This window comes from Janthinobacterium sp. PLB04 (assembly GCF_021165895.1).
GTDB lineage: Bacteria > Pseudomonadota > Gammaproteobacteria > Burkholderiales > Burkholderiaceae_D > Janthinobacterium > Janthinobacterium lividum.
In genome coordinates this window covers 1761381-1787076 of record NZ_CP088968.1, presented here as the reverse complement: position 1 = coordinate 1787076, position 25696 = coordinate 1761381, and the positions used below count along the sequence as shown (strand labels likewise).

The 25696-nt window shown below is 62.5% G+C and carries 29 protein-coding genes; 6 read left to right on the top strand and 23 right to left on the bottom strand.

Annotation, left to right across the window (positions count from 1 at the left end):
• Positions 1-55: 55 nt before the first annotated feature.
• Positions 56-505: a hypothetical protein gene (locus tag LSO07_RS07760; RefSeq protein ID WP_151093163.1), complete on the bottom strand. Its 450-nt coding sequence runs from the start codon at positions 503-505 to the stop codon at positions 56-58.
• 145 nt (positions 506-650) lie between these two features.
• A complete protein-coding gene (locus LSO07_RS07755; protein ID WP_151093161.1) occupies positions 651-923 on the bottom strand; it encodes a hypothetical protein in 273 nt (90 codons plus the stop codon).
• A gap of 44 nt (positions 924-967) precedes the next feature.
• Here LSO07_RS07755 and LSO07_RS07750 point away from each other — a divergent pair, with 44 nt between their 5' ends.
• The gene (locus LSO07_RS07750) at positions 968-1387 is read left to right on the top strand and encodes a hypothetical protein (protein WP_151093159.1); all 420 of its coding nucleotides are present in this window, start codon (positions 968-970) and stop codon (positions 1385-1387) included.
• Positions 1388-1432: 45 nt separating this feature from the next.
• Here the strand turns inward: LSO07_RS07750 and LSO07_RS07745 are convergent, their stop codons facing one another.
• The 3 genes from LSO07_RS07745 to LSO07_RS07735 all read right to left on the bottom strand — a co-directional run bounded on the left by LSO07_RS07745 (position 1433) and on the right by LSO07_RS07735 (position 4440).
• Positions 1433-1882: an HD domain-containing protein gene (locus LSO07_RS07745; RefSeq protein WP_151093157.1), complete on the bottom strand. Its 450-nt coding sequence runs from the start codon at positions 1880-1882 to the stop codon at positions 1433-1435.
• Between the two features lie 12 nt (positions 1883-1894).
• Positions 1895-2734, bottom strand: coding sequence for a hypothetical protein (locus LSO07_RS07740; protein ID WP_151093155.1), 840 nt, complete (start codon positions 2732-2734; stop codon positions 1895-1897).
• 104 nt (positions 2735-2838) lie between these two features.
• On the bottom strand, positions 2839-4440 hold the full coding sequence (locus tag LSO07_RS07735; RefSeq protein WP_151093153.1) for a sensor domain-containing diguanylate cyclase: 1602 nt from the start codon (positions 4438-4440) through the stop codon (positions 2839-2841).
• 294 nt (positions 4441-4734) lie between these two features.
• Here LSO07_RS07735 and LSO07_RS07730 point away from each other — a divergent pair, with 294 nt between their 5' ends.
• Positions 4735-5889: a sensor histidine kinase gene (locus tag LSO07_RS07730; RefSeq protein WP_151093151.1), complete on the top strand. Its 1155-nt coding sequence runs from the start codon at positions 4735-4737 to the stop codon at positions 5887-5889.
• A gap of 59 nt (positions 5890-5948) precedes the next feature.
• Here the strand turns inward: LSO07_RS07730 and LSO07_RS07725 are convergent, their stop codons facing one another.
• The 5 genes from LSO07_RS07725 to LSO07_RS07705 form a co-directional block, all read right to left on the bottom strand.
• Positions 5949-6194: a hypothetical protein gene (locus tag LSO07_RS07725; RefSeq protein ID WP_143450411.1), complete on the bottom strand. Its 246-nt coding sequence runs from the start codon at positions 6192-6194 to the stop codon at positions 5949-5951.
• Between the two features lie 99 nt (positions 6195-6293).
• The gene (locus LSO07_RS07720) at positions 6294-7739 is read right to left on the bottom strand and encodes an ATPase domain-containing protein (RefSeq protein ID WP_151093149.1); all 1446 of its coding nucleotides are present in this window, start codon (positions 7737-7739) and stop codon (positions 6294-6296) included.
• On the bottom strand, positions 7736-8152 hold the full coding sequence (locus LSO07_RS07715; RefSeq protein WP_151093147.1) for a hypothetical protein: 417 nt from the start codon (positions 8150-8152) through the stop codon (positions 7736-7738). Before LSO07_RS07715 ends, LSO07_RS07720 begins: the two co-directional genes overlap by 4 nt.
• Positions 8153-8224: 72 nt before the next feature.
• Positions 8225-9595 (bottom strand): hybrid sensor histidine kinase/response regulator, encoded by a 1371-nt coding sequence (locus tag LSO07_RS07710; RefSeq protein ID WP_225317208.1) that lies wholly within the window; start codon positions 9593-9595, stop codon positions 8225-8227.
• 163 nt (positions 9596-9758) lie between these two features.
• A complete protein-coding gene (locus tag LSO07_RS07705; protein ID WP_096234241.1) occupies positions 9759-9995 on the bottom strand; it encodes a hypothetical protein in 237 nt (78 codons plus the stop codon).
• A 216-nt stretch (positions 9996-10211) separates the two neighbouring features.
• Between LSO07_RS07705 and LSO07_RS07700 the strand changes: the two genes are divergently transcribed.
• The 3 genes from LSO07_RS07700 to LSO07_RS07690 all read left to right on the top strand — a co-directional run bounded on the left by LSO07_RS07700 (position 10212) and on the right by LSO07_RS07690 (position 12281).
• Positions 10212-10961, top strand: coding sequence for a hypothetical protein (locus tag LSO07_RS07700; RefSeq protein ID WP_151093145.1), 750 nt, complete (start codon positions 10212-10214; stop codon positions 10959-10961).
• 5 nt (positions 10962-10966) lie between these two features.
• Positions 10967-11209, top strand: a complete 243-nt coding sequence (locus LSO07_RS07695) for an Imm32 family immunity protein (RefSeq protein ID WP_151093143.1) — start codon at positions 10967-10969, stop codon at positions 11207-11209.
• Between the two features lie 76 nt (positions 11210-11285).
• Entirely contained in the window at positions 11286-12281 is a 996-nt protein-coding gene (locus LSO07_RS07690; protein WP_225317207.1) for an SMP-30/gluconolactonase/LRE family protein, read from the top strand.
• Here LSO07_RS07690 and LSO07_RS07685 read toward each other — a convergent pair.
• Positions 12268-13335: an SDR family oxidoreductase gene (locus LSO07_RS07685; protein WP_151093140.1), complete on the bottom strand. Its 1068-nt coding sequence runs from the start codon at positions 13333-13335 to the stop codon at positions 12268-12270. The genes LSO07_RS07690 and LSO07_RS07685 overlap by 14 nt on opposite strands.
• A 101-nt stretch (positions 13336-13436) precedes the next feature.
• On the opposite strand from LSO07_RS07685, the gene LSO07_RS07680 reads away from it, so the two are divergent.
• Entirely contained in the window at positions 13437-14348 is a 912-nt protein-coding gene (locus LSO07_RS07680; RefSeq protein ID WP_151093138.1) for a LysR family transcriptional regulator, read from the top strand.
• Between the two features lie 28 nt (positions 14349-14376).
• On the opposite strand, the gene LSO07_RS07675 is transcribed toward LSO07_RS07680, so the two are convergent.
• From LSO07_RS07675 to LSO07_RS07620, 12 genes are all read right to left on the bottom strand, one after another.
• A complete protein-coding gene (locus LSO07_RS07675) occupies positions 14377-15339 on the bottom strand; it encodes an ABC transporter substrate-binding protein (RefSeq protein ID WP_070257550.1) in 963 nt (320 codons plus the stop codon).
• Positions 15340-15393: 54 nt separating this feature from the next.
• Positions 15394-16368: an ABC transporter permease gene (locus LSO07_RS07670; protein ID WP_052140093.1), complete on the bottom strand. Its 975-nt coding sequence runs from the start codon at positions 16366-16368 to the stop codon at positions 15394-15396.
• A gap of 19 nt (positions 16369-16387) precedes the next feature.
• Positions 16388-17920: a sugar ABC transporter ATP-binding protein gene (locus LSO07_RS07665; protein WP_225317206.1), complete on the bottom strand. Its 1533-nt coding sequence runs from the start codon at positions 17918-17920 to the stop codon at positions 16388-16390.
• A gap of 81 nt (positions 17921-18001) precedes the next feature.
• Positions 18002-18868 (bottom strand): fumarylacetoacetate hydrolase family protein, encoded by an 867-nt coding sequence (locus tag LSO07_RS07660; RefSeq protein ID WP_151093136.1) that lies wholly within the window; start codon positions 18866-18868, stop codon positions 18002-18004.
• 21 nt (positions 18869-18889) lie between these two features.
• On the bottom strand, positions 18890-19645 hold the full coding sequence (locus LSO07_RS07655) for an SDR family oxidoreductase (protein WP_151093134.1): 756 nt from the start codon (positions 19643-19645) through the stop codon (positions 18890-18892).
• Between the two features lie 96 nt (positions 19646-19741).
• Positions 19742-20071 (bottom strand): L-rhamnose mutarotase, encoded by a 330-nt coding sequence (locus LSO07_RS07650; RefSeq protein WP_099389436.1) that lies wholly within the window; start codon positions 20069-20071, stop codon positions 19742-19744.
• Positions 20068-20910: an amidohydrolase family protein gene (locus LSO07_RS07645; RefSeq protein WP_208672455.1), complete on the bottom strand. Its 843-nt coding sequence runs from the start codon at positions 20908-20910 to the stop codon at positions 20068-20070. The genes LSO07_RS07650 and LSO07_RS07645 overlap by 4 nt, the downstream gene beginning before the upstream one ends.
• Positions 20907-21926 carry an aldo/keto reductase gene (locus tag LSO07_RS07640; protein ID WP_404811481.1) on the bottom strand — a complete coding sequence of 340 codons (1020 nt, stop codon included), beginning with the start codon at positions 21924-21926 and terminating at the stop codon, positions 20907-20909. Before LSO07_RS07640 ends, LSO07_RS07645 begins: the two co-directional genes overlap by 4 nt.
• A gap of 20 nt (positions 21927-21946) precedes the next feature.
• Positions 21947-23170 carry a UxaA family hydrolase gene (locus LSO07_RS07635; protein ID WP_151093130.1) on the bottom strand — a complete coding sequence of 408 codons (1224 nt, stop codon included), beginning with the start codon at positions 23168-23170 and terminating at the stop codon, positions 21947-21949.
• Positions 23167-23502: a UxaA family hydrolase gene (locus LSO07_RS07630; protein WP_070282593.1), complete on the bottom strand. Its 336-nt coding sequence runs from the start codon at positions 23500-23502 to the stop codon at positions 23167-23169. Before LSO07_RS07630 ends, LSO07_RS07635 begins: the two co-directional genes overlap by 4 nt.
• Before the next feature lie 25 nt (positions 23503-23527).
• On the bottom strand, positions 23528-24445 hold the full coding sequence (locus LSO07_RS07625; RefSeq protein ID WP_070257543.1) for a GntR family transcriptional regulator: 918 nt from the start codon (positions 24443-24445) through the stop codon (positions 23528-23530).
• A gap of 114 nt (positions 24446-24559) precedes the next feature.
• A complete protein-coding gene (locus LSO07_RS07620) occupies positions 24560-25696 on the bottom strand; it encodes a mannitol dehydrogenase family protein (protein ID WP_151093127.1) in 1137 nt (378 codons plus the stop codon).

Below are 25696 nucleotides of genomic sequence, written 5' to 3'. Positions count from 1 at the left end.
TTGAGTCTGCACTACGGAACCCATGCGGCCAGAGAGCGGAGGCGCAGCGTTCACTTTACAAGCTCCCGTCCTTAGCGCCATGGATCGAAGGACTCGCAAGCAGAAGCCTTGCTTCCCTTATTGGAGTACCAAACCGAAATACGGCACCCGACGTTGACAGCACCACAACCAAGCCAGCCTTGATTGTTATTTGATCAAATGGATTGGATTGATCCGAAACAAACGTCCAAATAGGTTCATGATTTTGCAGCGATTCCAAAACGACTACGCCGATTGAGCCGTGTTCCATAGCCTCTCCGCACTTGACTATGTACTGTCCACCATACAGCTCTTCTTGTGCCAGAATCGCGACATTGAGCCAACTGCCAAGCTCCTGTTCTTCATGTACTTTGGCCATCCAGGTTTCGTGCACTTCGTAGATATCACCGTTGGTGCACACGAGGCCATTGTAGCTTCGCACCTCTTGGTTCTTCCACTTTTTTGCCATCACTGTGATTGATTCCATATTTAGAAATGGGCGACTGCACGCCCTGAATTAAACAACTTGTATTCTTGCCCGTAACGGAATGCAAGAAGCAGCGCAAGCTTATTCCACATCCGCTCTTGGCCGGTTAATTGTCTGCAATTTGCCAGCAAAACTTTCAAGACGCCTAATGCGCTGCAGCGCGGCGGCTCCCCCCAGAATTAAAACCAGCCATACCCGAGCACCAGCTTAACGCCAATGTAATTAGTAAATATGCTATATTTACCAACACTAAAAATCTAGACTCAAGTCTGCGCCCGTTGTTATCGGTCACGCCGACCAGGCCAACCCGAACCTCAATGGCGGCGGCGAAAAAAATAGCGAGCAGGATTACAGGCATGGCCAGCGAGTTATCTTCAACAAAGGCAAGATTATCCAAGTCACCAAGCAGAAGCGCCATCTGGCCGAACGCGATCTCGAAGCATTGGCAAAGAAATCCCAACCATGAAACTTGCTCGCCTGCTTTCCTCCAGTTTCCTCGTGCTGGCTGTGGCCCTCGTCGCTTATGGTCTTTTCGGCTTTTCCCGTTTTGCCTGGTACACCGGCGCATACTATGATGAGCGCATGATCTTGTTCGATCACGGCTTCTATCCTTTTGCGTGGGGTATCGCGCTGCTGCTGATGGGGCAAATTGCCCGCTTGCACCATCGTCGACCGGCGATGCTGCTCGCCGCTGGCGCCGCCCTGGTGCTGCTTCTCTGGAAGCGTGCAACAGTGCCCGCCCCTATCGCCAATCAGCAACTTTTTCCTGATCCAGCTTTACTGGAGGGACTGATTGTTACTGCTGTCGTGGTCATCGTCCTGGCGCTGATAGACCGCCCCGTCGAGCAGGCCATCCGCAAAGCTCTTGCCCGTACTCCGTGATCCCGGGGGCCAGAGCCACTCGGATACGCTCTCGGCATGAAAGAATCATTGCTGCGATATGAGTTGCTGAATAGCCCTCCGATACTTTGCCACCCGCTCCAAATCCTTCTGCGTCGGATTCTCTATCCTCGACAAGTCGCTATTCTCTGCCAGATCAGCCAGCTTGACGGCCTTGCCGACGGGGTTCAATGCCGCGCGGGCGATGAACGCTTCGTAGGACTCGCCTTCGATCTTGGTCACGGCGCGCACGGCGTCGATGACTTCCTGCGAGAACCCTTCGCGTGCCAGGTCGTCGAAGGTGACTTTGCCGTCGCTGTCTTCCACCACATCATGCAGCACGGCGACAATCTGCTGGGCGCCGGGGGCGACGCGCAGCATGACGCGCAAGGGATGGAGGATGTACGGCGCACCGCCCTTGTCCGTCTGGCCGGCATGGGTGGCGGCGGCGATTTCAATCGCGCGCTCCAAGGTGGCGCGTCTTGCGTTTTCACTCATGTTCACTCCTTTTCATTCCACTTGGATTGATGACCCCGTTGCGCGCCAGCCGCGGCGCTGCAAATGGCAAACGCTGGTGCACAGCACGGCTGGCAACAATAAATTGAGGACCGGTACGAGCATCAGCAAGCACAGCAACAGTCCCAGGGCAAAAATCGCCGGGCGCTGTTCGCGGCGCAACGCCGCTTGCTGTTCCGCGCCGAGCACCTCTTCAGCTGCCGCGCCGTAGATCATGTGGACATTCCAGGCCAGCAAGTACGAGATCAGCACGCACATGGCCCACACGGGGATCAGCAGGGAAAGCAGCAGCAACAGGCGACGCCGCCAGGCGGGACGCGCGGCGGACAGCTCCAGGCCGGCCGGTGCTTGCCACGCTGCATAGCGGCGCGCCGCCACAGCCTTGGCGCGCTCCAGCAATAGCCAGCGCAGCGGCAAGCGCGCCGTACCGATGGCGCCGACGATAAAAACCATCACATAGAAAAAGGCAGCCAGCGCCAGCAAGGCCAGGGCGATCTGGCCGATCGACAGCATGGCCTTGGCGGCACTGCCCAGGCCGCCGGCGATATTGCCCAGCTGCGAGAGCGTGGCAGGCCCGTTGGCCAGTGTCCCGACGCCATCCATCACGCCCAGGCCCAGCAAGCCGGTGACGGATACCAGCGCCAGCATGGCGCTCAGCTCGACAAAGAAGCGGCCGAAATAGCCATACAGTCCCAGCCACAGGGCTACGACCGCCATGCACCACAGCGCGGAGCGCCACCATAACCCCGCATGACGCGCATCGCGCAATCCCAGGCCGATGCACGTGAAGGCTTCCCGCCAGGCCAGCAGCCAGGTTTGCAATGTTTGTGTCACGCTCAGGCGTACTCCGCAATGAAGGGGCGGATACGTCGATCCGGATGTTGCCGATTGTACATGGATCAGCCTGGCGCACGCGCCCCCTCCGCCGTCAGCAATCGCTATCGAAACGCAAAAGCCGTCGCGGCCTGCTCGACAGGCTCGCAAGGCGAGGCATAACAGACTTGATTTCTGCCGGATGCCTTGGCCTTGTACAGTGCCGTATCAGCGAGTTCAACCAGCTCGACCGCCTGGTTTTCCAGGTGCGTCGGCATGAAAGCCGCCACGCCGACGCTGACCGTCACCACCCCAAGGGGATTGCCCCGATGCTCGACGCCCAGCGATTGCGCTGCCTGGCGAACGCCTTCCGCCACCGCCAGGGCGCCCGGCAAATCCGTTCCAGGCAATAAAATGACCATTTCCTCGCCACCATAGCGTGCCGCCAGGTCGCCCGGCCTGCGCATGCTGTAGCCGACCACCTTGCCGATTTTTCTCAGGCACTCGTCGCCGGCCACATGGCCATAGATATCGTTGTATTGCTTGAAGAAGTCGACATCGATCAACACCAGCGCAAGCGAGCCGTCTTCACGCTGCGCACGGCTGAACTCGGCAAGCAGCGACTGGTCGAAGTAGCGCCGGTTCGCCAGCCCCGTCAATCCATCCTGGTTGGCAAGGCGGGCCAGGGTTTCATTGATCAATTCCAGTTCATTGCGCGCCTCGAGCAATCCAGCCTCGCTCTTGACCCGCAAATCGATTTGCCGCACCACGCGGTATCCGATGAAGGCAATCAGCAGCACCAGCACGCCACCCACCGCGTTCTGCAACATCATGTCGAGACGCCACGAAGCGAGGACTTCATCCTGTGACCGTGCGGCAGAGACCACCAGCGGGTATTCCTCGACCCTTCGATAGCTATTGATACGCGTCACGCCATCGACGCCCGACTTGATCACAGCCGTGCCAACGGGACTTTTGGGCAAATAATCGTGAAACACGGGGAATTGCGAAATATCGCGTCCCAACAGGCTTTCATCGAAAGGCCTTCGCAATAAAAGAATGCCTTTTCCATTCGCAATGAAAATGGCGCCTTTTTTCCCTATCGAAAAGCGTTCATAAAACAGCCTGAAATAATTCATGTCGATGGTCGCCAGCGCAACGCCGCCGAAACTTCCGTCAGGCATATTGATTCGCCGCGATACCGTGACTATCCAGTGCCCCGTTGATTTGCTGCGCACGGGAGGCCCGACATAGGGCCCCCGGTCCTCATGCGTTCGATGGTAGTTGAAATAATCCCGATCAGAATTATTCAGATTGCTCAACAGCGTTTTCTGCGAATTCACGAGCCAGCTGCCATCCCTGGCATAGATGAAGATGCCGTGTAACTGGCGCAGCTCGGCGACACGGACGACCAGCAATTTGTGCATGCGGGCCAATTCGCTATCGGAAACACCGTCTGTTTCCACCCGCTCCACCAGTCCGACCAGCACCGTATCGGCTTCCTTGATGGTGTCATAGGCATGCTGTGCAACAGATTGCGCCAGATTGGCGCTTTCGCGGGCCGCCTCACTCAGCTGTACTTCCCGTGCGCGCAAGGTCATCCATAGCTGGATCGCCAAGAGCGACAGGCACACCAGCACGACAAAGGAAATGGCCAGCGGCAGCAGGGAAAAGCCACGGAAACCTGCTCCCAACAAGCGTGGCGGCAAGCTGCGTGACCTGATCATGGATACACTCCCGAATGGATATCCGGCAAAGTGTGCACCAAATCGGCAACAACATGCTCACACATTATCACAAGCAAGATATAAAAAAGTTACCACACTTGCTGGGTGAAATGCCTTCGCCGCCAGGACGTCAAGGAAGGCGCTTTCAGCCTCCCATTATTTACAATACCGCCATTCCAGCACCCACACACGTTCCAGCAACAGCCCTCGCAAAGGCATGCGCACGTGCATCGTCCGCATCCCTCGCCTTAACGGCGTACACTGGCTCCTCTTCCATCAACGCATTGGTCCACCGTGAAACTATCGCGCTTTATTACCGACCATCTGGAGCCGATCCTGGAAGAGTGGGAACTCTTCGCCAGGTCGCTCCCCATTCCTGGCGCCGCCATCTCGAAAGCAGAATTACGCGATCATGCCAGGCAGATGCTGGAAACCATCGTGCACGACATGGATGTCATCGAAAACGCGGTACAGCGAAAGAAGAAATCGACCACGGGCGTATCGGAAATTACGGGCAAGGAAACGGCAGCCGCCACGCATGGTTCCCTGCGCCAGCAGATTGGCTTCACGATGCCGCAGCTGACGGCGGAATTTCGCGCGGTGCGGGCCAGCGTTCTGCGCCTGTGGATGGCACAGGTCTCGGTGGCGTCGAAAACGGCAACGGAAGACATCCTGCGCTTCAATGAAGCGATAGACAAGGCGCTGCAGGAATCGGCCATACGCTATTCGCAGCAGAGCGACCGCACCCGCAATACCTTTCTCGCCATCCTCAGCCACGATCTGCGCAGTCCGCTAAGCACCATGACGATGGCAGGCGCGCTGCTGAGCCGGCCGAGTGCAAGCCCTTCTTCCACGCTGCAGATCGGTGCACGGGTGGCCCGCAGCGCAGCCACCATGACAACCATGGTGAACGATCTGCTGGAATTCGCCAGGACGCAGCTGGGGGGGCGCATGCCCATGTCGCCCACCTTGGGCGATCTGGGGGAAATCTGCAAGACGGCCGTCGAGGATGCCTCGGCCGCTCACCCGCAATGCAAGTTTGAACTGAGTACCACGGGCGAGATGATCGGCGACTTCGATGCGGCCCGCCTGGCCCAGCTGTTTTCGAATTTGCTCAACAATGCTGCGCAATATCGCACCGACGAGCAGCCCGTGACCATCACGGCCTGCGGCGATGCCGATACGGCCGTGGTGCAAGTCAAGAATTTCGGCCGCCAGATCCCGGAAGCCTCGCTGAAGAGCATTTTCGATCCGCTGGTACAGCTGGCCATTTCCGATGATCACAAAGCGCCGAATGCCACCAGTATCGGGCTGGGTCTGTTTATCGCGCGTGAAATCGCCAGTGCGCACGGCGGCACCATCGGCGCCGAGTCCAGCCTGGAAAGCGGCACGGTGTTTACCGTGCGCCTGCCCAGAGTGTCGTTGAACGACAGGGGGAACGGCAACTAGGGGCTATCCCGGCAGAGGGCTGCTTTCCTTGCTGCCCCTTCTGCCGGGACGGGCCTATCCTATCTGCGGCTGAGCGGCACATACTCGCCCGGCAAGCTGGCCGCTTCCAGCGCATCGGCAAACGCCAATAAAAACTTGGCGGGACCATGTTCCGACACCAGCAGGGAGGCCCCCTTGTGGCGCAGCAGTTTCAATACTTCCTGCTGGTGCGCCTGGTATTCCTGCGAATGGCCATAGAAGGTCTGATACATCTCCAGCGTTTCCATGGCTTTCGCGGCCAGGATGAATTCGGCTTTGTCCATCATATCTCCTCTTGATCGGCTCGGAAACACAGAAGACGCATTGCTCCCCTGTGCGCACGGCCATCACCCGCATGGCCGCACTTCCATCATACGCCTCATCGCCTAAGCCCGGTAAGGCTCGCCCGACAGGATGCCCTGGTACTGGCTGAGGGTAGCGCCGATCTTCAAGCCCCCGGCGTCGATATCGTAGAAACGGATATCCTTGCTGTGGCCGCTGCCGCGCACCTTCACCACGGATACGACGCGCTTGAACTGGCCTTCGAGCTCGATGTAGCGCTGCATGACGATGGCGTCGGCCAGGAAGGCGTTGCCATAGGAGCTGAACCGCAGCATGGTGTACTGGTCTTCCAGCTCGGCCGTCATCAGCACGGACACGCCCATGTCCGTCAAGGCCGCCACCAGGCGGTACAGCGATTCGCGGAAATCCTCGCGGAACATGGACGCCAGCGCCATTTCAAAGCCGGACAGCGAGTCGATGACCACGCGCTTGGCCTTCATGCGCGTGATCATGCTCAGCAGGTCGTGCAGGATTTCATCGAGCGACAGGTCGAGCGTACGCGTGTTGATCACGCCGATCTGGCCGGAATCGACAAGGGCATTCAGCTGATGGCTGAGCAGCTGGTTCGGGCTTTTCTCGAAGGCGGCGATCACGCCGGGCTCGCCGCAGCGCACGCCTTCCGCGAGAAATTGCGTGGCCAGCACGGTCTTGCCGGAACCTGACGGTCCCACCAGCAGCAACGAATAGCCGGCCGGCAAGCCCCCCCCCATCATCTGGTCGAGCTCCGGCACGCCCAGCGACAGGCGCTCATTACCGGAAATGCTGACCTTTCCCATGCCACTGGCCTTCAGCACGGCGCGGGAAAAGATTTCCACGCCATCGTCATTGATGCGGAAGGTATGCGCGCCCAGGCTTTGTGACTGGCCGCGCATCTTGACCACCTGGATCTTGCGCACCATGGCGTCGCGGTGCACGAGCTGCGACAGCCACAGGATGCCATCGGCGACCGTGAACACGGCGCTGGATTCAGCCTCGGGCGCCAGGTATTCGCCGATCAGGAAAGTCGTGGCCAGCCAGCTGGTCATTTGCGCGCCCAGCTGCTGCACAAAATTCTGCAGGCCGGCAGCGCCCGTGTCCATGGACTTTGCCGACTGCACCACGGAGCGGAAGGAGTCGACGAAGACGAGGCTGGGCGAGAACGCCTCGACCTCTTCGGCGATGCGCGCCAGCACGCGGTCGAAATCGCCCTCCAGCAAGTCAGCCGACAGATTGACGAACTTGATCGACTGGTTGATCTTGTCCACATCGAAGAAAGGAAACTGCTGCTGATAGCGCAGCATCTTCAGCGGTGGTTCGCCCAGGACCGTGAAAAACAGCGCCTTGCGCTCCGGCGCGGCGAGGGAAAACATGATCTGGTGCGCCAGCGTCGTCTTGCCGCTGCCGGGCGTGCCCGCTACCAGGTTAAAGGAAAACTCCGGTATTCCGCCGCCCAGCAGTTCGTCCAGCCCCGGCACGCCAGTGGCCAGGCGTTGGATGGTGACTTTGTTCATTCGTTCGGCTCCGTTCCAGCATTATTCACAACGTCATCACCCCAGGCCTTGAGGAGGATGCTATTCGTTAAGAGTTCGCCAATTAATAAAATAAGTGTGTTGATGAAGTGCATCATCATCGCCGTGCTCGCCGCGCAGGCGGCGGTGTCCGCCTGTCCCTGCAAGCTGGCGCGCAAGGCTCTCATGGCAGCTGCCAGCGCTTGCGGCGGATGGGGCGTCAGCCAGTTGAACTGTTTCTGACTCTGGTGCAGGCTGCGGGCATACATCGACTCCACGCCCCGCTCACCAATGATCTGATTCAACTCAGTGGCCAGCTGCTCCCAAAGGCGAATACTGACGTCTACCACCGCACCTGGGTCGCGTAACAGCGCGTGCTCTATCCTGCGCTGCCGCTGTTCATGGACTGTGGCCATAATCGGATCTTTTCTCTGCGGTTTTCGGTGCATGGACCATGTTAAAAAAAAGCATCGGGACTCCTTCGCCCGTCAGCGGGGAACCTTTGCCGTGATTATTTTCGACAAGGCGTCGATATTGATGGGTTTTACCAGGTAATGGTCAAACCCTGCCTGGCCGGCACGGTCGAACTCGCCAAGCTGGCTGTATCCGGACGCGGCGACAAAGCACGGCAGCGGCGGCGGCAGGGCCGCGCGTGCAGAACTGATGACTTGAAAGCCATCCATGCCCGGCAAGCCGATATCGCATACGATCACATCGTAGGGCGCATCGAGCGCGGCGCGCAAGCCACTGGGGCCGTCATTGCACACATCGACATGGTGGCCATCCTGCGTCAGCAGCAGCGCCAGCAGTTCCGCCGCATCGGTATTATCCTCGATCAACAATATGCGGCGTGGCGATGCATGCGCCGCATGCTCCACTTGCAAGTCCTGCGACGGTGGCGCCAGCGACGACAGGGGCAGCTGCAAGACAAACTGGCTGCCGAAGCCGACCCCTGCGCTGAACACGTCCACGGTTCCCCCATGCAACTGGGTAATGATCCGCACCAGCGACAGGCCGATACCCAGGCCGCCCTGCGCCCGTTCCAGCGAGCGGAATCCCTGCGTAAACAGGTCAAAAATGAAGGGCTGGATATCGAGGGCGATACCGGCGCCATCGTCGGTGACGGCAATTTCCACCAGATTATCGTGGCGCCTGACGACGATGTCGATGTGGCCAAACTCATGCGTGAATTTGCTGGCATTGATGAGCAAGTTGGCAAACACCTGTGTCAGACGTACCAGGTCCCCTTCGATCACCAGCGGTTCGTCCGGCAGACTCACGCTCAGCACTTGCTGGCGTTGGCTGATGCTGGCCTGGCCAACTTCCATGGCGCTGGCGAGGATGTCGCTCAGCAGGATGGGCGCCAGCTGCAAGGTAATCTTCCCGCTGCTGACGCGCGAAGCATCGAGCAAGTCGTCGATCAGCCGCGCCATGTGCGCCACCTGGCGGCCGATCACGCCATGCACATGCGCCAGTTGGGGATCGAGGTCGACCTTCTTGGCCAGCAAGTCATTGGCCATCGCCAGCGGCTGGAGGGGATTGCGCAACTCATGCGCGAGCATGGCCAGGAATTCCGTCTGGCGCAAGGTGGTCGCCTCGGCGGACGCTTGCATGTCCTGCGCGCCAAACGTTGCCAGCACGAGGTTTTGATTGGCTTCGCGCAACTGCATGATCAGCAGGCCGAAGGCGTCGGATTTATCCTTTTCCTGCACCTGCATCTTGGCCATGATCAACAATTGATTGATCGTCTCGCGCAGCAGCTTGACCTCACGGCTATGCAAGGCATGCAGATTGTGCTCAGAGGGCAACTGCTGGGCGGGCGCATCCTCAGGATCCGGCGAGAGTGCTGTGTGGTGCATGGTGACGGTGTACGGCCTGTGGGGGCCGGCCTCAAGGACAACTCTTCGTTCCGCGGCGTTCACTCAGACATCGCCGCGCACGCCAGCTCTATTGCTGCATACGGTGTATTGCTTTCTATCCGAACACGATACTCTATTTCCCTTACTAAATGAAAGCATTAGATTACTTATCGTCAACAGTGCGCAGGGGTAGCACGTAATTGGCCAGCTGCCAGCCCATGGCCAGGGCAGATTGCTCCGCTTCGTGCTGCGTATCGCGATTTTCCAGATTGGCTTGCCGGACATCTTCAAAGCCGCACTTGCTCAGCACCAACTGTCCCTGCCAGCACCCCTCGGGCAGTTCGCAGGCGTAGGCCGAAATCAGGAACCCGTTATGGGTGGTGGGATTCGCATAAGACATGAGCCCTCCGTGGGATTGCCAGCGCCGCCGAGAACAAGAACCACGGCTGTTATTGCAGTATAGCCAGACTTAGTGTAACCGCAATGCGGCCCGAATTTCATTTAAATCAAATACATACGCATCAGGCCGCCTGACGGGGGCCGCACGCACGCATTGGCAGCGTTTGGCATCCCGTGCAAAAATATGTCCTTCGATACCCTCCCCGCGCATTGCCCTATGGACCAATACCATTTCCTCGTCGGCGAATTCACCAAGGATAGTCCCTTCATTCCCGCCGCGGCCAGCGCGCAGCTGCTCGCCTGGTTCGCGCACATCGGAGAACCCGTCGAGCGCTACGGCAGCAAGAGCGGCAAGGTCGTCAAGTTTTCGCAGCGAAACTACGAGAAAACCCTGTTGGCGCCCGATACCAGCAGCATCGAGTTGTTTTCACCTCGGATCTTGCCGCCCGACGAGGCCGACGAGGTCACGAACTGCGACGCGCTCGCCGTGTATGAGCCGACAGTTTCGCTGCTGCTGGCGATGCGCGCCAGCAAGCTGCCGTTGCCACAGCTGTTCGACGGCGCGGCAAGCATACCCGGCTTGCTGGATCATTGCGAGTATGTGTACGGCTATAGTGAAACCCTGGGCTACGGCACCGGCTACGCACGCGGCTACCGGCAGCTCGATGCAGCCCATCCGATGACCTTTGGCACTCCTTGCCCGGCCAACAACTGGGCCGCCATCAAGCGGCGCGGGTTGCAAGCTTCGCACCTGCGCGATGTATATCCCGTCAATATCTTCAACCACGGAAAACTGGCTGCGCTGCCGCCGCCAAGACTGCAGGCATTACGCCAGAGCATGCAAGCCCATGGCCGCAGCGAAGAGAAGCATGGGCGGATCCACTGGTTTTTATCGAACGAGGAACTGGACGCCGCCCGCGCCGCACTGAACGCACACGCCATGCTGGGCGCCTACATCAACAATTGATACCCATGACCACACATTTATCGCTGCACTGCTATCTGCAGGACGAAGCCGCAGAACGCCCCAAACGCTGTTCCGACGTCACCATCCAGGCCGACCCGGCCACCCTGCGCGCCATCGCCCACTTCCTGCTGGCCAGCGCGGACACCTTTGATCAGGCGCAAGACCGGGCCGGCATGCATGCCCATCTGCAAGATGAATGGGACGGCTGGCAGGCTGACTTCCCCGACCTCGTCGTGGTAGCGGCCTGAGGTGAGGCTTAGAATGGCGCCCCGGCTGGCGCGCGTCGGGTAACATACGCCACCTTTGCCATACAGAGAACACTCGATGCTCCATTCCCGATACGCCCTGCCGTCGCTGCGCACGGCCGTGCTGGCCGCCGCGCTGGCCAACCTGTCCGCCTGTGCCAGTCCCCCCGCGCACGAAACGCTGTTCCTCGCCACCACCCTCACGCCCGCGCATTCCTTCACCAAGGGCATCGAAGGCCCGGCCGTGGATGCGGATGGCAATATCTATGCCGTCAACTTTGCGCGCCAGCAAACCATCGGCAAGGTCAGTCCCGGCGGCATGGGCGAGGTGTACCTGAGCCTGCCCGGCACCAGCATCGCCAACGGCATCCGCTTCGGCAGCCGCGGGCAGATGTACCTGGCCGACTACATGGAACACACAATCTACCTGGTCGATCCGGCCACGCGCGCGCTGACCATTCACGCGCGCGAGCCGCGCATGACGCAGCCGAACGACATCGCCATCACGGCCGATGATGTGCTGTATGCGAGCGACCCGAACTGGAAAGAAAACACGGGCCGCGTGTGGCGCATCGCGGCCGATGGCACGGTGACCCTGGCGCTCGACACCATGGGTACGGCCAACGGCATCGAAGTCAGCCCCGACGGCAAGATCTTGTATGTAAATGAAAGCGTGCAGCGCAATATCTGGATGTATGACATCGGCGCGGACGGCAGCCTGAGCGGCAAGCGCCTGCTGATCAAGTTCGACGATTTCGGCATGGATGGCATGCGCGTGGATGTCGACGGCAACCTGTACGTGACGCGCTACGGCAAGGGCACGGTAGTCAAATTATCACCGCAGGGACGCATCCTGCGCGAGATCAGCGTGCCCGGCGCCAAGCCCAGCAACATCACCTTCGGCGGCCCCGATGGCCGCACGGCGTACGTGACGGAAGTGGTGCAGGGCCGGCTGCTGCAATTTCGCGTCGACCGCCCGGGGCTTGAGTGGCAGCGGGCACAGCAGCACAAGAGTAATGCGGCGGCAGCGGCAGCCGCGCCACCGGCCGCAGCGGAGCAGGTCAGCGCGGAATGACGCGCTCCGCCTTCAGGCGCTCGAACAGGGCGATGAAGGCATCCTGCGTATCCTGGTAATCGAGAAAACCCGCCTTGCGGCTCTTGCCCATGTCCGTCATCACTTCCATCGGCCGTCCCAGGTCGGCATCCGTATGCCACCAGGAAGCGAGGCGGCTGATGTCGGCTTCCACCAGGCCGTGCTGCTGCGCGATGGCGCGCCACTGCGCGGGCGCATCCTGCATGCGCCCGGCCAGCGGCGCCATCGTCCCGGGCAAGTCCGCCGCCTCGACGCCAAAGTAGGCGGCCAGGCGCGGCCACAGCCACTTCCAGCGGAACACGTCGCCATTGACGATATTGAAGTCCTCGTTGCGCGCGGCGGGGCTGTCGGCCGCCCATGCCAGGTGGCGCGCGATCTGGCCTGCGTCCGTCATGTCGGACAAGCCGTGCCATTGGGCGCTTGAACCGGGAAAGACGAAAGGCTGGCCGCCGGCCTTGCACAGGCTGGCATACACGGCCAAAGTTAATCCCATGTTCATGGCATTGCCCAGCGCATAGCCGATGATGGTGTGCGGGCGGTGCACGCTCCACGTAAAACCGTACTGCGCGGCCGCGTCGAACAGCCGGTCTTCCTGCTCATAGTAAAAATTGTCAACGTCCTGGCGGCCCTGCTCTTCACGGAACGGCGTGACGGGAACGCTGCCCTTGCCATAGGCATCGAACGGTCCCAGGTAATGCTTGAGGCCCGTCACCAGCGCCGCATGGCGCAAGTGGCCAGTGGGGCCCAGGGCAGCCAGCACATTGGCCACCATGGCGCCATTGACGCGGATGTTTTCCTGCTCGTTTGCCTGGCGTGCCCAGGCCGTGAAAAAGACGTGGCTGGCGTCAAAGCCCGCCAGGGCGGCGGTGACGGCCGCACCGTCCGTGGCGTCCAGGTGCAGCGCGGTGCAGCCGGGGGGCACGGACGTGCGGCCGCGCGAAAGGCCCGTGACTTGCCAGCCCTGCGCCAGCAGATGGCTGGCCAGGCTGCTGCCGATAACGCCGCTGGCGCCGATAATCAATGCGTGCTTGTTCATGCGTACTCCCATGCCTGTATAAAGAAAATCATGATATATCGGACAGGAATTCTTATTCGGGATACTATTTTCACTCTATTCGTGAATAAAATTCCTCAATCATGTTTTCATCGGAACATTTGAAGGGCATCACGCCCTTTCTCGCCACGGCGGATGCTGGCAGCTTTACGAGGGCGGCCGAGCACCTGCACCTGAGCAGTTCAGCCGTCAGCAAGAGCGTGGCGCGGCTGGAGGAGCGGCTGGGCGTGATCCTGTTCGAGCGCAGCACGCGCCGCCTGAAATTGAGCGAGGCGGGCCGCGCCTACTACGCCACCTGCAAGCGCGTGCTGCAGGAACTGGCCGATGCGGAAGAGGTCCTGGCCGAACACGCGACGGAACTGGCGGGCAAGGTGCGCATCGGCGTGCCCGCCTCGTACGGCCGCCTGCGCGTCATGCCGGCGCTGCTGGCCCTTTGCGCGCAGTATCCCGGGCTGCAGCCATCGATCGCCTTCAGCGACCGCTTCGTCGACCTGTTCGAGGAGCGCATCGATATCGCCGTGCGCATCGGCGCGCCATCGCACTGGCCCGCCGCGGTGGGCCAGATGCAGCTGGGGGCGGAACGCCTGATCCTGTGCGCGGCGCCCGCCTACCTGGCGCGGCGCGGCACGCCCGCCTCCATCGCGGAACTGGAGCGGCACGACTGCATCGCCTATGGCCGTGGCGACGGCTCGCCCATGCCGTGGCTGTTCCCGGATGAGGACAAGGGCGGCCAGCTGGAATACCGCGTGGCCGCGCCGCGCATGACGGTGGGCGACGCCGAGGCGCGCACGTCCGCCGTGCTGGCGGGCCTGGGCGTGGCGCAGCTGGCCACGTGGCTGGTGGAAGAACACCTGGCGTCAGGCGCCATCGTCGCCGTGCTGCCGCAGCTGGCCACGCCAGGCCTGCCGTTGTATCTGGCATGGCCGCTGGCGCGCCAGTTGACGCCGAAGACGGGCACCCTGCTGCAGGAGTTGCGCCAGCGCCTGACGATCTGAGGATATGAGTACCTGAAGACGTAAAAAATCAGTACAACACGTTCTTCGCTTCCGGCAGTTCGACATTGGCCTTGGTGACGATCACCACGCCCGTGTTGACGAACGGCGCGACCTTCTTGCCTTCGATCAGGCTGACGAGGGTTTTCACGCCCAGCGCGCCCATCGAGTAGGAACCCTGCACGGCGGTCGCATACAGGGTGCCGTCCTTGACGAAGTTTTTCAGGTCTTCATTGCCGTCGAAGCCCACGGCGATCACCTTGCCGGCCTTGCCCGCCTGCGCGATGGCGCGGCCCATGCCCACGGCCGTCGGTTCATTGGCGCCGAAGATGCCCTTCAAGTCAGGATTCGAGGCCAGCACGTCGGTCGTCTGGTTCAGCGCCGTGGCCATCTGCGACTGCGAGTAATACGTGCCGACGATCTGCAGCTGCGAGTTCTTTTCGATATAGCGCTTGAAGCCGCCCACCCTGCCCGTCTCGGAACCGGCGCCCGCCACATACGACATCACGGCGATCTTGCCCGTCTTGCCGACCTGCGAAATGAGGGCCTTGGCGCTTTGCTCGCCGGCCGCTTCATTGTCGGTCGAGAGGAAGGACTGGTAATAGCGCTTGCCGCTGTCGGCCACCAGCGAATCGATCAGCACCACGGGAATCTTCGCTTCCCACGCCTTCTTCAGGGCCGGCACCAGCGCGTCCGGGTCGGACGCGGCCAGCACGATGCCGGCCACTTTGCGCGTGACGGCGTTTTCCACCATGCTGACCTGGTCGGCGATGGCCGATTCCGAGGCCGGCCCCTGGAAGGTCAGGCTGTAGCCCTTGGCATCGGCGGCGCTGGCCGTGGCGCCCTTCTTGACGTTTTGCCAGTAGTTGGAATTGGTCGTCTTGACGATCACGGCGATCTCGCCCGGGGCGGCGAAGGCGGCGCTGGAGCTCAGGGCAAATACTGCGGTCGACAGACCGAACAGGATGGTGTTGAAGGCTTGGATGGTTTTCATTGTCGTCCTCATTTAATTATAGATTTATAGGTAAGACTGCGTTGCTGCACTGCCTCAGGCGCGGTTGCGCTTCTGATCGATCCAGACGGTCAGCAGGATGACCAGTCCGATAATGATTTGCTGGATAAAGCTCGATACCCCGTTCATGTTCAAGCCATTGCGCAGGATGCCGATGACGAAGGAGCCGATGACGGTGCCGGAAATGGTGCCGATGCCGCCGATCAGCGAGGCGCCGCCGATCACGGCGCTGGCGATCGCATCGAGTTCGTACATCACCCCCTCGTTCGGCTGCGCCGTCACCAGGCGCGACATCAGCACACAGCCCGTCAGGCCCGACAGGGCGCCGGACAAGGTGTACACCAGCAGGGTCACGCGCCCCACCTTCACGCCGGACAGGCGCGCCGCTTCCGCATTCGAACCGACGGCATAGATATGCCGGCCAAAGGTGGTGCGGCTGAGCATGATGGACACGGCCACGGCGATCACCACCATAAGCACCACCGGATACGGAATGCCGGGGAAGACGACTTCGGGAAAGGTGCCGCCCGTGTCGCGCTCGATGCGCCACAGCACGCCGTTGCCCAGTTCGCCGAACGAGTCGCCCAGGCCGGAAATGGCGCGCGCGCCCGTCACCTGCAGCGCCAGGCCACGGGCGATCAGCATCATGCCCAGGGTGGCGATGAAAGGAGGCAGTTTCAATTGCGTGATGCAAAAGCCGTTGACGGCGCCGCACATGGCGCCCACCACGACGCCGCCCAGCATGGCGAGCGGCACGGGCACGCCGCTCTTGACGAGCAGCGCGGCGGCCACGCCGGCCAGCGCCAGCACGGAGCCGGAACTCAGGTCGATGCCGCCCGTGATGATGACGCAGGTGGCGGCAATGCCCAGGTAGGCGATCGACGTCACCTGCAAGGCCACGCTCATGCCGTTGCTGACGGAGAAAAAGGCGTTGCTGGTCAGGGAAAACACCAGCAGCAACAGCGACAGGCTGCCCAGCGCGGCAAATTTTTGTATCAGTTCTTTATTCATTTTTTTAAGCTTTCTGTTTTTAATGGGCTGCCGCCTGGCCAGGTGCGGGACTGGCTACGCGTCCCGACGCCAGTTGCATGATCTCTTCCTGCGACGACTCGCGCGTATTGACGATGCCGCTGATGCGCCCTTCATGGAACACGGCCACCCGGTCCGTCATACCCATGATCTCGGGCAGCTCGGACGTGATCAGCACCACGCCGATGCCTTCCGACGCAAGCTTGTCGAGCAGCTGGTAGATGGCGAACTTGGCCCCCACGTCGATGCCGCGCGTGGGTTCGTCGAAGAAGATGATTTTCGATTCGCGGTACAGCCATTTGCTAATGACGATCTTTTGCTGGTTGCCGCCAGAGAGGTTGCGCGCGATCTGTTTCGAGGTCGGCGTCTTGATGCCCAGCGCCGCGATGTACTGCTGCGCCACCGCCTCTTCCCTGGCGAAATCGATGAAGCCGAAACGGTTCGCCAGCCCCGATACATTCGTCAGGGTCAGGTTGGCCGCCACCGACATGCGGATCGCCAGGCCGTGGCTCTTGCGGTCTTCCGACAGGTAGGCGATGCCGTGTCCGATGGCGTCGATGGGGCTGGCGATCGTCACCGCCATGTCGCCCAGGTGGATCGCGCCGCCGGTGAGGGGATCTGCGCCGAAGATGGCACGCGCCACTTCCGTGCGCCCCGCACCCATCAGGCCGGAAAAGCCGAGGATCTCGCCGCGCCGCAAATCAAAGCTCAGCGGGCCGAAGACATCCTTGCGGTGCAAATCGGTCACGCGCAGCAGCACGTCAGCGGTCGGCGTCGAGACGCGGTCGGGAAATTTTTCATCGAGGGTGCGGCCCACCATCTTGGCCACGATGGCATCCAGGGTGGTGGCGGCAAAATCGTCGGTGCAGACGAATTTCCCGTCGCGCAGCACCGTCACCCTGTCGATGATGTGCTGCATCTCTTCCAGGCGGTGCGAGATGTAGACCACGCTCACGCCGTTGCGCTTGAGTTCATTGATGATGTCGAACAGCTGGCCCGTCTCGCTTTCCGTCAGCGATGACGTGGGCTCGTCCATGATCAGCACTTCCGTATTGAGCGACAGGGCCTTGGCGATTTCCACCATCTGCTGCTGTGCGCAGGACAGGTTCTTGACCAGCTGGCGCGGGTCGATGCGCAGTTTCAAACGGTCCAGCAGCGCCTGCGCGTCGGCACGCATTTTTTTGCGGTCGATGAAGATGCCGCGCACCGGTTCGCGCGCGAGGAAAATATTCTCCGCCACGCTCAGGTGCGGGATCAAATTCAGTTCCTGGTGGATGATGGCGATGCCTGCCGCCTCCGCATCCACGCTGCAGGCAAAACTGCATACCTTGCCCTTGTAGACCAGTTCCCCCTCGTCGGCCTGGTACACGCCGCTCATCACCTTCATCAGGGTGGACTTGCCGGCGCCGTTTTCGCCGCACAGCGCATGCGCCTCGCCCTTGCGCAGGCTGAAACTGACGTTGTCGAGCGCCAGCACGCCGGGAAAGCGCTTGCTGACCTTGTTCAGCGCCAGTATCTCTTCGGATTCATTCATAGTGTGTCTCCTCCACTCCACTGCCATAGGCCGGCGCACCGATGTCTGAGCACCTTGGCGGCACGCCGGTCTGCTACTTCATTAACTGTCGATCAGTTGCGGATTCCAGGCATGCACGGTCTGGTGCTGCTCACCGAGGCCGTTGATCCCCAGGCGCATGGTGTCGCCCGGCTTCAGGTACACGGCCGCGGGTTTCTGGCCCATGCCCACGCCCGGTGGCGTGCCGGTGCTGATGATGTCGCCCGGGTACAGGGTCATGAAGCGGCTGATATAGCTGACCAGATTGGCCACGCCGAAGACCATCGTCCTGGTATTGCCGTCCTGGACACGCTTGCCGTTCACTTCCAGCCACAGGCCCAGGTTTTGCGGGTCCGCCACTTCGTCGGCCGTCACCAGCCAGGGGCCGATCGGGCCGAAGGTATCGCAGCCCTTGCCCTTGTCCCACTGGCCGCCGCGCTCCAGTTGATACTCGCGTTCGGACAAGTCATTGACGACGCAGTAGCCGGCCACGTACGACAGCGCATCGGCTTCGCTCACATAGCGGGCGGTGGTGCCGATCACCACGCCCAGTTCCACTTCCCAGTCGCTTTTCTTCGAGTCCTGCGGCATCACCACGGCATCGTTGGCGCCGATGATGGCGCTGGTGGCTTTCATGAACAGCACCGGCTCGGCCGGCACGGCCATGCCCGATTCGGCGGCATGGTCGGCATAGTTCAGGCCCACGCACAAAAATTTGCCCACGCCTTTCCACGGCGGCGCGATGCGGCCGGGATGGTCCACCACCGGCAGGCTGGCAATATCGATGGCGGCCAGGGTCGCCAGGCCATCCTTGCCCAGGGTCGCGCCCGTGATATCCGACAGCACGCCGGAGAGGTCGCGCACGGCGCCGTCAGCATCGATCAAGGCAGGTTTTTCAGCGCCCTTGGCGCCATAACGCATCAGTTTCATGGGGTTCTCTCGTTGTAGTGATTAATTTGACCAGCCACCGTCGATCACATGGACCATGCCGGTGGTAAAGGCGGATTCGTCGGAAGCCAGGTAGACGGCCAGGGCGGCGATTTCCTCTGCCCTGCCCACTCTTCCCATCGGCTGGCGTGCCACGAAAGCGGCTTGCACTTCATCGATGCTCACGCCCGTCGCTGCCGCCTGCGCGGCAATGCGTTCCTTCAGCGAAGGCGACTCGATGGTGCCGGGGCAGATCGCATTGCAGCGGATGCCGCGCGTGACAAAGTCCGCCGCCACCGATTTCGTCATGCCCACCACGGCCGCCTTCGACGTACCGTAGATAAAGCGGTTCGGCGCGCCCTTCACGCTGGACGCCACGGACGACATATTGACGATGGAACCGGTGCCCCTGGCCAGCATGCCGGGCAGCACGGCGCGCATCAGCCGGTACATGGAGCGGGCGTTGATGTCGAAGGAACGGTCCCAGGCCGCATCGTCGCAGTCGAGGATGGTGCCGCCGTCGACGAAGCCGGCGCAGTTGAACAGGATATCGACGGAGCCGATCTCGTCGGCCAGCGCGGTGATCGCCGCGCCATCGGTCACGTCGAGCCGGCGGATGGCGCAACCAGTCGCCTCCTTCAGCGCGTCGAGCTGGGACTGGTTGATATCGGTGGCGATCACGGTGGCGCCTTCGCGCACGAACGCTTCGGCCGTGGCGCGGCCGATGCCCTGGCCGGCGGCGGTGAGCAGGGCGATTTTGCCTTGTAGTCTGGCGGTCATGTTGTCTCCTTTGTTTTATATTTATTACCCCAACACCTGAACTGCCGGGGTCAGCCCCTCAGGGTCTGACCCCAGTCTTCGCTTTGGGGTCTACGACTAATCCATATGAAAAACCTGTTCCATCATCGCCCAGTGCTCGCCTTCGGCGCGCGAGGCCAGCGGCTGCTGGCACGGGGCGCAAAAGGTCCACCAGCGCTGCGTTTCAGGGTCGGCGGCGATGGCCGCCATGTCGGCTTCGAAGTCCTCGCCGTGGTATTCCCAGTAACCGAACAGCAGGTTTTCCGGCTGGCGCAGGAAGATCGAATAATTGCTGACATGCGCGGCTGCCAGTTTGGCCAGCACCTGCGGCCAGACGGCCGCGTGCAGGGTTTTGTATTCAGCGATACGCTCCGGCGCGATGCCGATGAGCATGCCCATTCTTTTCATGGCGTTTCCTCGTTGATACCGTAAAAGCGCAGTGCGTTGAGGCCGAAGATATCGTTCCTGTCCGCTTGCCCCAGATGCGCCAGCAGCGCTTCGCTGGCGGCCAGCCACGCCGCATAGCCGCCGGCCAGGTCCACCACTGGCCAGTCGCTGCCCCAGATCACGCGCCGGGGGCCGAATACTTGCAGCACATGTGCGGCATAGGGGCGCAAATCGTCCACGCACCAGCCGGGCCGCGCTTCCGTCACCAGCCCGGACAGCTTGCAATGCACGTTCGGCAGCGCGGCCAGCTGCGCCATGTCTTCGCGCCAGGTGCCGAAGGCGGCATCGGCTATCGACGGCTTGGCCGCATGGTCGATCACGATGGGAAGCCGCGGATAGTCGCGCGCGCATTGCAGCAGCGCGGGCAGGTGGCGCGGCAGCACCAGCGCGTCCAGCCGCAAACCGTGTTCCACCATGGCGTTCAAAGCTGGCGCCAGCGCGGGATCGGCGATCCATGCATCGTCATCGAGATCCTGCAGCATGGGACGCAAGCCTTTGAGCTTGCCGTGCGACGCCAGGCGGGCGATATTGGCCGGCGCGTCGGGCGCCCGCAGCTCCGTCCAGCCCACGACGGCGCGGATAAAGCTGCTTTGTTCGGAGAGCGCCAGCAGCCAGTGCGTATCGTCTTCGGACGGCAGCGACTGCACCAGCACTGTGCCGGCGATGCCGTGCGCAGCCAGCAGGGGCGCCAGGTCGGCGGGCGCAAAATCGCGGTGGATGGCGGCCAGGGATGGCGGCGGCCAGCTGCCGGCACGCGCGGCCAGCTGCCAGAAGTGCTGGTGGGCGTCGATGCGCATCATGCGGCCACTCCCGCAGGCAGCGGCGCGCGCGCATCGAGCAAGTCCGCGTCCCGCAGCGCCAGCCACAGGGCGTCAGGCAGCGGCGTGGCGAACCAGTCCAGATTTTGCCGCAGCTGCGCCAGGTCCTGGCCGCCCGGGATGCAGGAAGCGACGGCGGGATGGGCGAGCGGAAACTGCAGCGCGGCAGCTTGCAAGGGCACGCCAAAGTCACGGCAGACGGCGTCCAGGCGCGCCACGCGCTTGAGTATCGCGGCCGGCGCATCGGCGTAATTGAATTTGCCGTTCCCGGCCAGCACGCCCGAGTTGAACGGACCGCCGATCACGATGGCGTTGCCGCGCTCCACGCAGGCGTCCAGCAATGGCGACAGCGAGGCCTGTTCCAGCAAGGTGTAGCGGCCGGCCAGCAGGGTGCAATCGAGGTCGAATTCCACCATCGCGCGCAGCACGATCTCGCATTCGTTGACACCCAGGCCCACGGCTTTCACCTGGCCGCTGGCGCGCAGTTCATCGAGGGCGCGAAAGCCGCCGCCGGACGTCAGCTGGCGCCAGTAGTGCTGATCGCGTTCGCCATGCGTGGCCTTGCCGATATCGTGCACGAACAGGATGTCGATGCGATCGAGCCCCAGCCGCTGCAGGCTGTCGTCGTGCGAACGCAGCACGCCGTCATACGTGTAGTCGTAATGGGGGCGGAACGGCAGCGGCGCGGCAAAACCGTCATCGCCTGGGCGCACGGAGGCGTCGGGCCGCATCAGTCGTCCCACCTTGGTGCTGACAACAAAATGATCGCGGGGCCGCCCGCTCAGCGCCGCGCCGAGACGGTGTTCGGACCGGGTGTAGCCGTAGAACGGCGCCGTGTCGAAGAAACGCACGCCGGCATCCCAGGCGCCATCGAGAGTGGCGCGCGCCTGCGCGTCGCTGACCGGCTGGTACAGGCCGCCCAGCGGCGCGCAGCCCATGCCGATGCAGGGCAGCGAGAGGCCGCCGCGCGGCAGGGTACGGCGGCGCGTGGTATCCATGACATCCATCGCCGTGGCCCTCATGCTGCGCGCAGCGGGAAGCAGCCTGGCCCCACCGCCTCGAATTGTTTATAGGTCAGCACGAATTCCTGGTGGCCCAGGTCTTCCGAGCGGCTCAGTGCTCCATTGGCCACGTTCAGCACGGCGGCAACGATCTCCGCACCCACCTCTTCCAGCGTGGCCTCGCCCGTGAGGATCTTGCCGGCGTTGATATCCATATCGTCGGCCAGGCGCTCGAAGGTCTGCGGATTGGCGCACACCTTGATGACGGGCGAAATCGCCGAGCCCACCACGGAGCCGCGGCCCGTCGTGAACAAGGTGATGTGGGCGCCGCAGGAAATGAGTTCGACGATTTCCGCGTTGTCCGACACGTTAGGGAAACCGAAGCGCGGCTCGCCGTCCGGCACCACGTCGAGCAGGTACAGGCCGCCGCCGGCCGGCTGATCGCCCGGTTTCAAAATGCCGACGATGGGCGAGGAACCGCTCTTGGCGTAGGCGCCCAGCGACTTTTCTTCCTGCGTGGTGAGGCCGCCATCGGCATTCCCCGGCGAGAAGCTGCCATGGCCCATGATGGTGTAGTAGCGGGCCGCCTTGGCCACGGTTTCAACGATGGCGTTGCCCAGGTCCGGGCTGACGGCGCGCCGCTGCATGTGGTATTCGCAGCCGACCAGTTCACCCGTCTCCTCGAAGATGCAGGGGCTACCGGCCGCGATCAGCGTGTCGAACGCCACGCCGACGGCCGGGTTGGCGCTGATGCCGCTGGTGCTGTCGGAGCCGCCGCAGATGGTGGCCACCACCAGTTCATCGATCCCCATCGGCACGCGCTCCTGCTGCGCCAGGTGCTCGAGGGCCCAGCTGATCCACTCGACGCCGCTGCTCACGCTGGGGCGCGTGCCGCTGTTTTCCTGGATGGTAATCGTATGCACGGGGCGGTCGCTGTCAGCCACGGCGCTGGAGAGGCCATATTTGTTGAAGCCTTCGCAGCCCAGGGACACCAGCAGCACGGCGCCCACGTTCGGATGCGTCAGCAGGCGGCGCATCACCTGGTCCGCGTATTCATTGGGGAAGCAGCCAGTAAAGCCGATCAGGTGCACGGGCTGGCCGGGAAAAGCGTTGACCATCAAGCGCGCCACGTGGTGCGCGCATTCGACCATATAGGCCACCACCACGATATTGCGGATGCCCTTGCGGCCATCGGCGCGCAGATAGCCCGACAGGGCCGGTGTCGTTACGGGAGCGTTCATGCTTGGTCGTCCTTGTCCAGGAAATGGTGGCCGTCCTGGCCCAGGGTAAACGTGGGGATGTAATCGCTTGCCAGGTTGTGGGTGTGGATATGCTCACCGATGGCGACGGGGGCCGTGATGCTGCCGATCAGGGCGCCGTAGCGCAGCACCTTGTCGCCCACGGCCAGCGCGCGGCGCGCCACCTTGTGGCCGATGTGGATGTCTTGCACCAGGGTGATGGGCAAGCCATCGATGGCGACGACGTCGCCGCAGGCCAATGCCGTCCTGGCGATCAGGCAGTTATCCTCGGGCGACATCAACAGCAGGCTGGCAGGCTGGGAAGCGAGGCTCATGGCGCACCCTCCCCGGCAAGGATGGCTAGGCGTCCGGCTGGCTCAGTTTTTCGCGCGTGCCGATCGAGGACAGCATGGTGCGGCGCGAGGAATCCAGGTGCGAGCGCATGCCCTCGAGCGCCTTCGGTATGTCGTGCTCCGCCAACGCGCGCAGGATCGCCAGGTGCTCCTGCACCGCGTACTGGTTGCGGCCTTTTTCCTCGCCCTTGTCCCACTGGTAGTGGTAGTGGAAGACAAACGAGACGATATCGTAGAAGCCCTGCGCGAAGCGGTTGTTCAGCAAGCCGATCAGAAAAGTGTGGAACTCGCGGTCCAGCGCCGGAAACGCGTTGTGGCGCGTGTCGATCCTGGCCGCCAGCTTCTCGTGCTGCTTGATCAGCCGCGCCAGTTCCGCATACGCCGGATCGCCGTGCGGCAGGTGCGCAAACTGCTCCACGGCCGCCATCTCGAACATGCGCCGCATATCCGCCAGTTCGGTGGCGAACGAGCGGTCGAACGCGCACAGGCGCCAGCCGCCGCGCGGTTTCTTTTCGATCAGGCCGAAGCGCGAAAAGCCGATCAGGAATTCGCGCACGCTGACGGTACTGGCGCCCGCCTCGCGCGCCAGCTCCGCTTCCGAGAATTCCGCGCCGGGCGGCATGTCGCGCTGGTACACGCGCTCCATCAGCACTTGCTGGATGCGCTCGGCCCCCGACTGCAATTCGGAGATATCGAAGTAGTCGCCCGGTATCGGTTTGCGCAGCAAGCGCCGGTCCGCCGGGCTGGCGATCAGCCGCCGCGTCGACAGGTAGGCGATCGCGCTGCGGATCGCCGTGCGGCTGCCCTGGCAGATGGTGGTCAGGAACTGCTCCGTCGGCAGCATCTCGCCCACTGCGGCATTCTCGGCGAGAAATTGCAACAGCAGATTGGTACTGCGCTTGAAGACGGTGGCGGGTTTGGACATGGATGAATGAACGCGCTATGCCAGCGAAGGGGAAAGTGGATGAGTGGGCCATTTTAGTCGATATCGGATTGGATCGGCATGCCGAAAAAGAAACAACTGCGTTGACCGGGGCGTTCATGGCAGCGCTCCCGGCGCCAGCATGGCGTGCAGGCGCGGCTGCGCCAGGGAGGGACAGAGCTGCCGCGCCAGCGATGCCACGGGCGCCATGCGGCGCGCGATCTTGCCGGCGTGGTGCTGGGCGATGTCGGCCAGGCGGTGCGCGAGGAAGGGGTTGCCGAAGCGCTCCCTGACCTGCGCCACGTAGGCCAGCGCGGCGTCACCGTGCTGCGCCCCCATGGCGGCAAACACGGGCAGCACTTCCTCTTGCCATACCGCTTCCAGCGCGGCGCGCATGGCGCCGTCGTCCATCGCCTCGCGCACCGTCATGCCGGCCGGGCTGCCCCGCTCCATCCACAGCTGCGCCAGATAGGTGTGGCCCAGGTTGAGCAAGAACAGCTTGCGCCGTTCATATTCGCGCAGGCTGCCCGTCACCACCACTTGCGGGTGGCGGCACGGCAGCAGCATGCCTTCCTGCGCCTCGATGGCCCACAGGGCATAGGGCTCGGCCACCGCGCCTATCGGTTCGATCGGTTCGGAAACGATGCGGTCGACCAGGGAATTGATCCACAGGCAGCCCGTTTCCAGGTAGCCGATGAACGCGGCAGCGCAACCCCACTGTCGCGCCAATGTCACGATCACCTGGCGCAGTACATGGCCGTTGTCGGCCACCAGTTCGCACGGAAAAATCGAGATGGGCGCGGCGCCGGCCAGGAAGCGCCCGTGCAGCAGCACCAGCAGCTTGGCGGGAAAGCTGGCGGGAACGGCCGCGCCGTCGAGCATGCCGGCGTGGTCGGCGCCATCGAGCTGGTAACCCGTGTCGCCCGTATTCGAGATGATCACGCGCGCGGCCACGGCCGCATCGCGCACCTGCCGCCAGTCGCTGCCGGCTTGCCACGCCTGCGTGACGGCGTCGGCACGGCGCTCTTCATCGACTTGCGCGCCGTCCTGCCAGCCGCGGATGCGCACGGGGTAGCCGTCGCTGCGGCGAAACGCCGCCACCCTCGCCGCGCCCTGCGCGCTGTGCGTGGTCTGTACGATGGTGATATTGCCCAGCGCCTCGCCTGTCTTGGCCGCTTCGCTGACGAACAGGTCGGCGTGCGCCTGCAGGAAGCGGCTGGTGCCAAATTGAAGTATCGGGTTGATGTCGCTCAT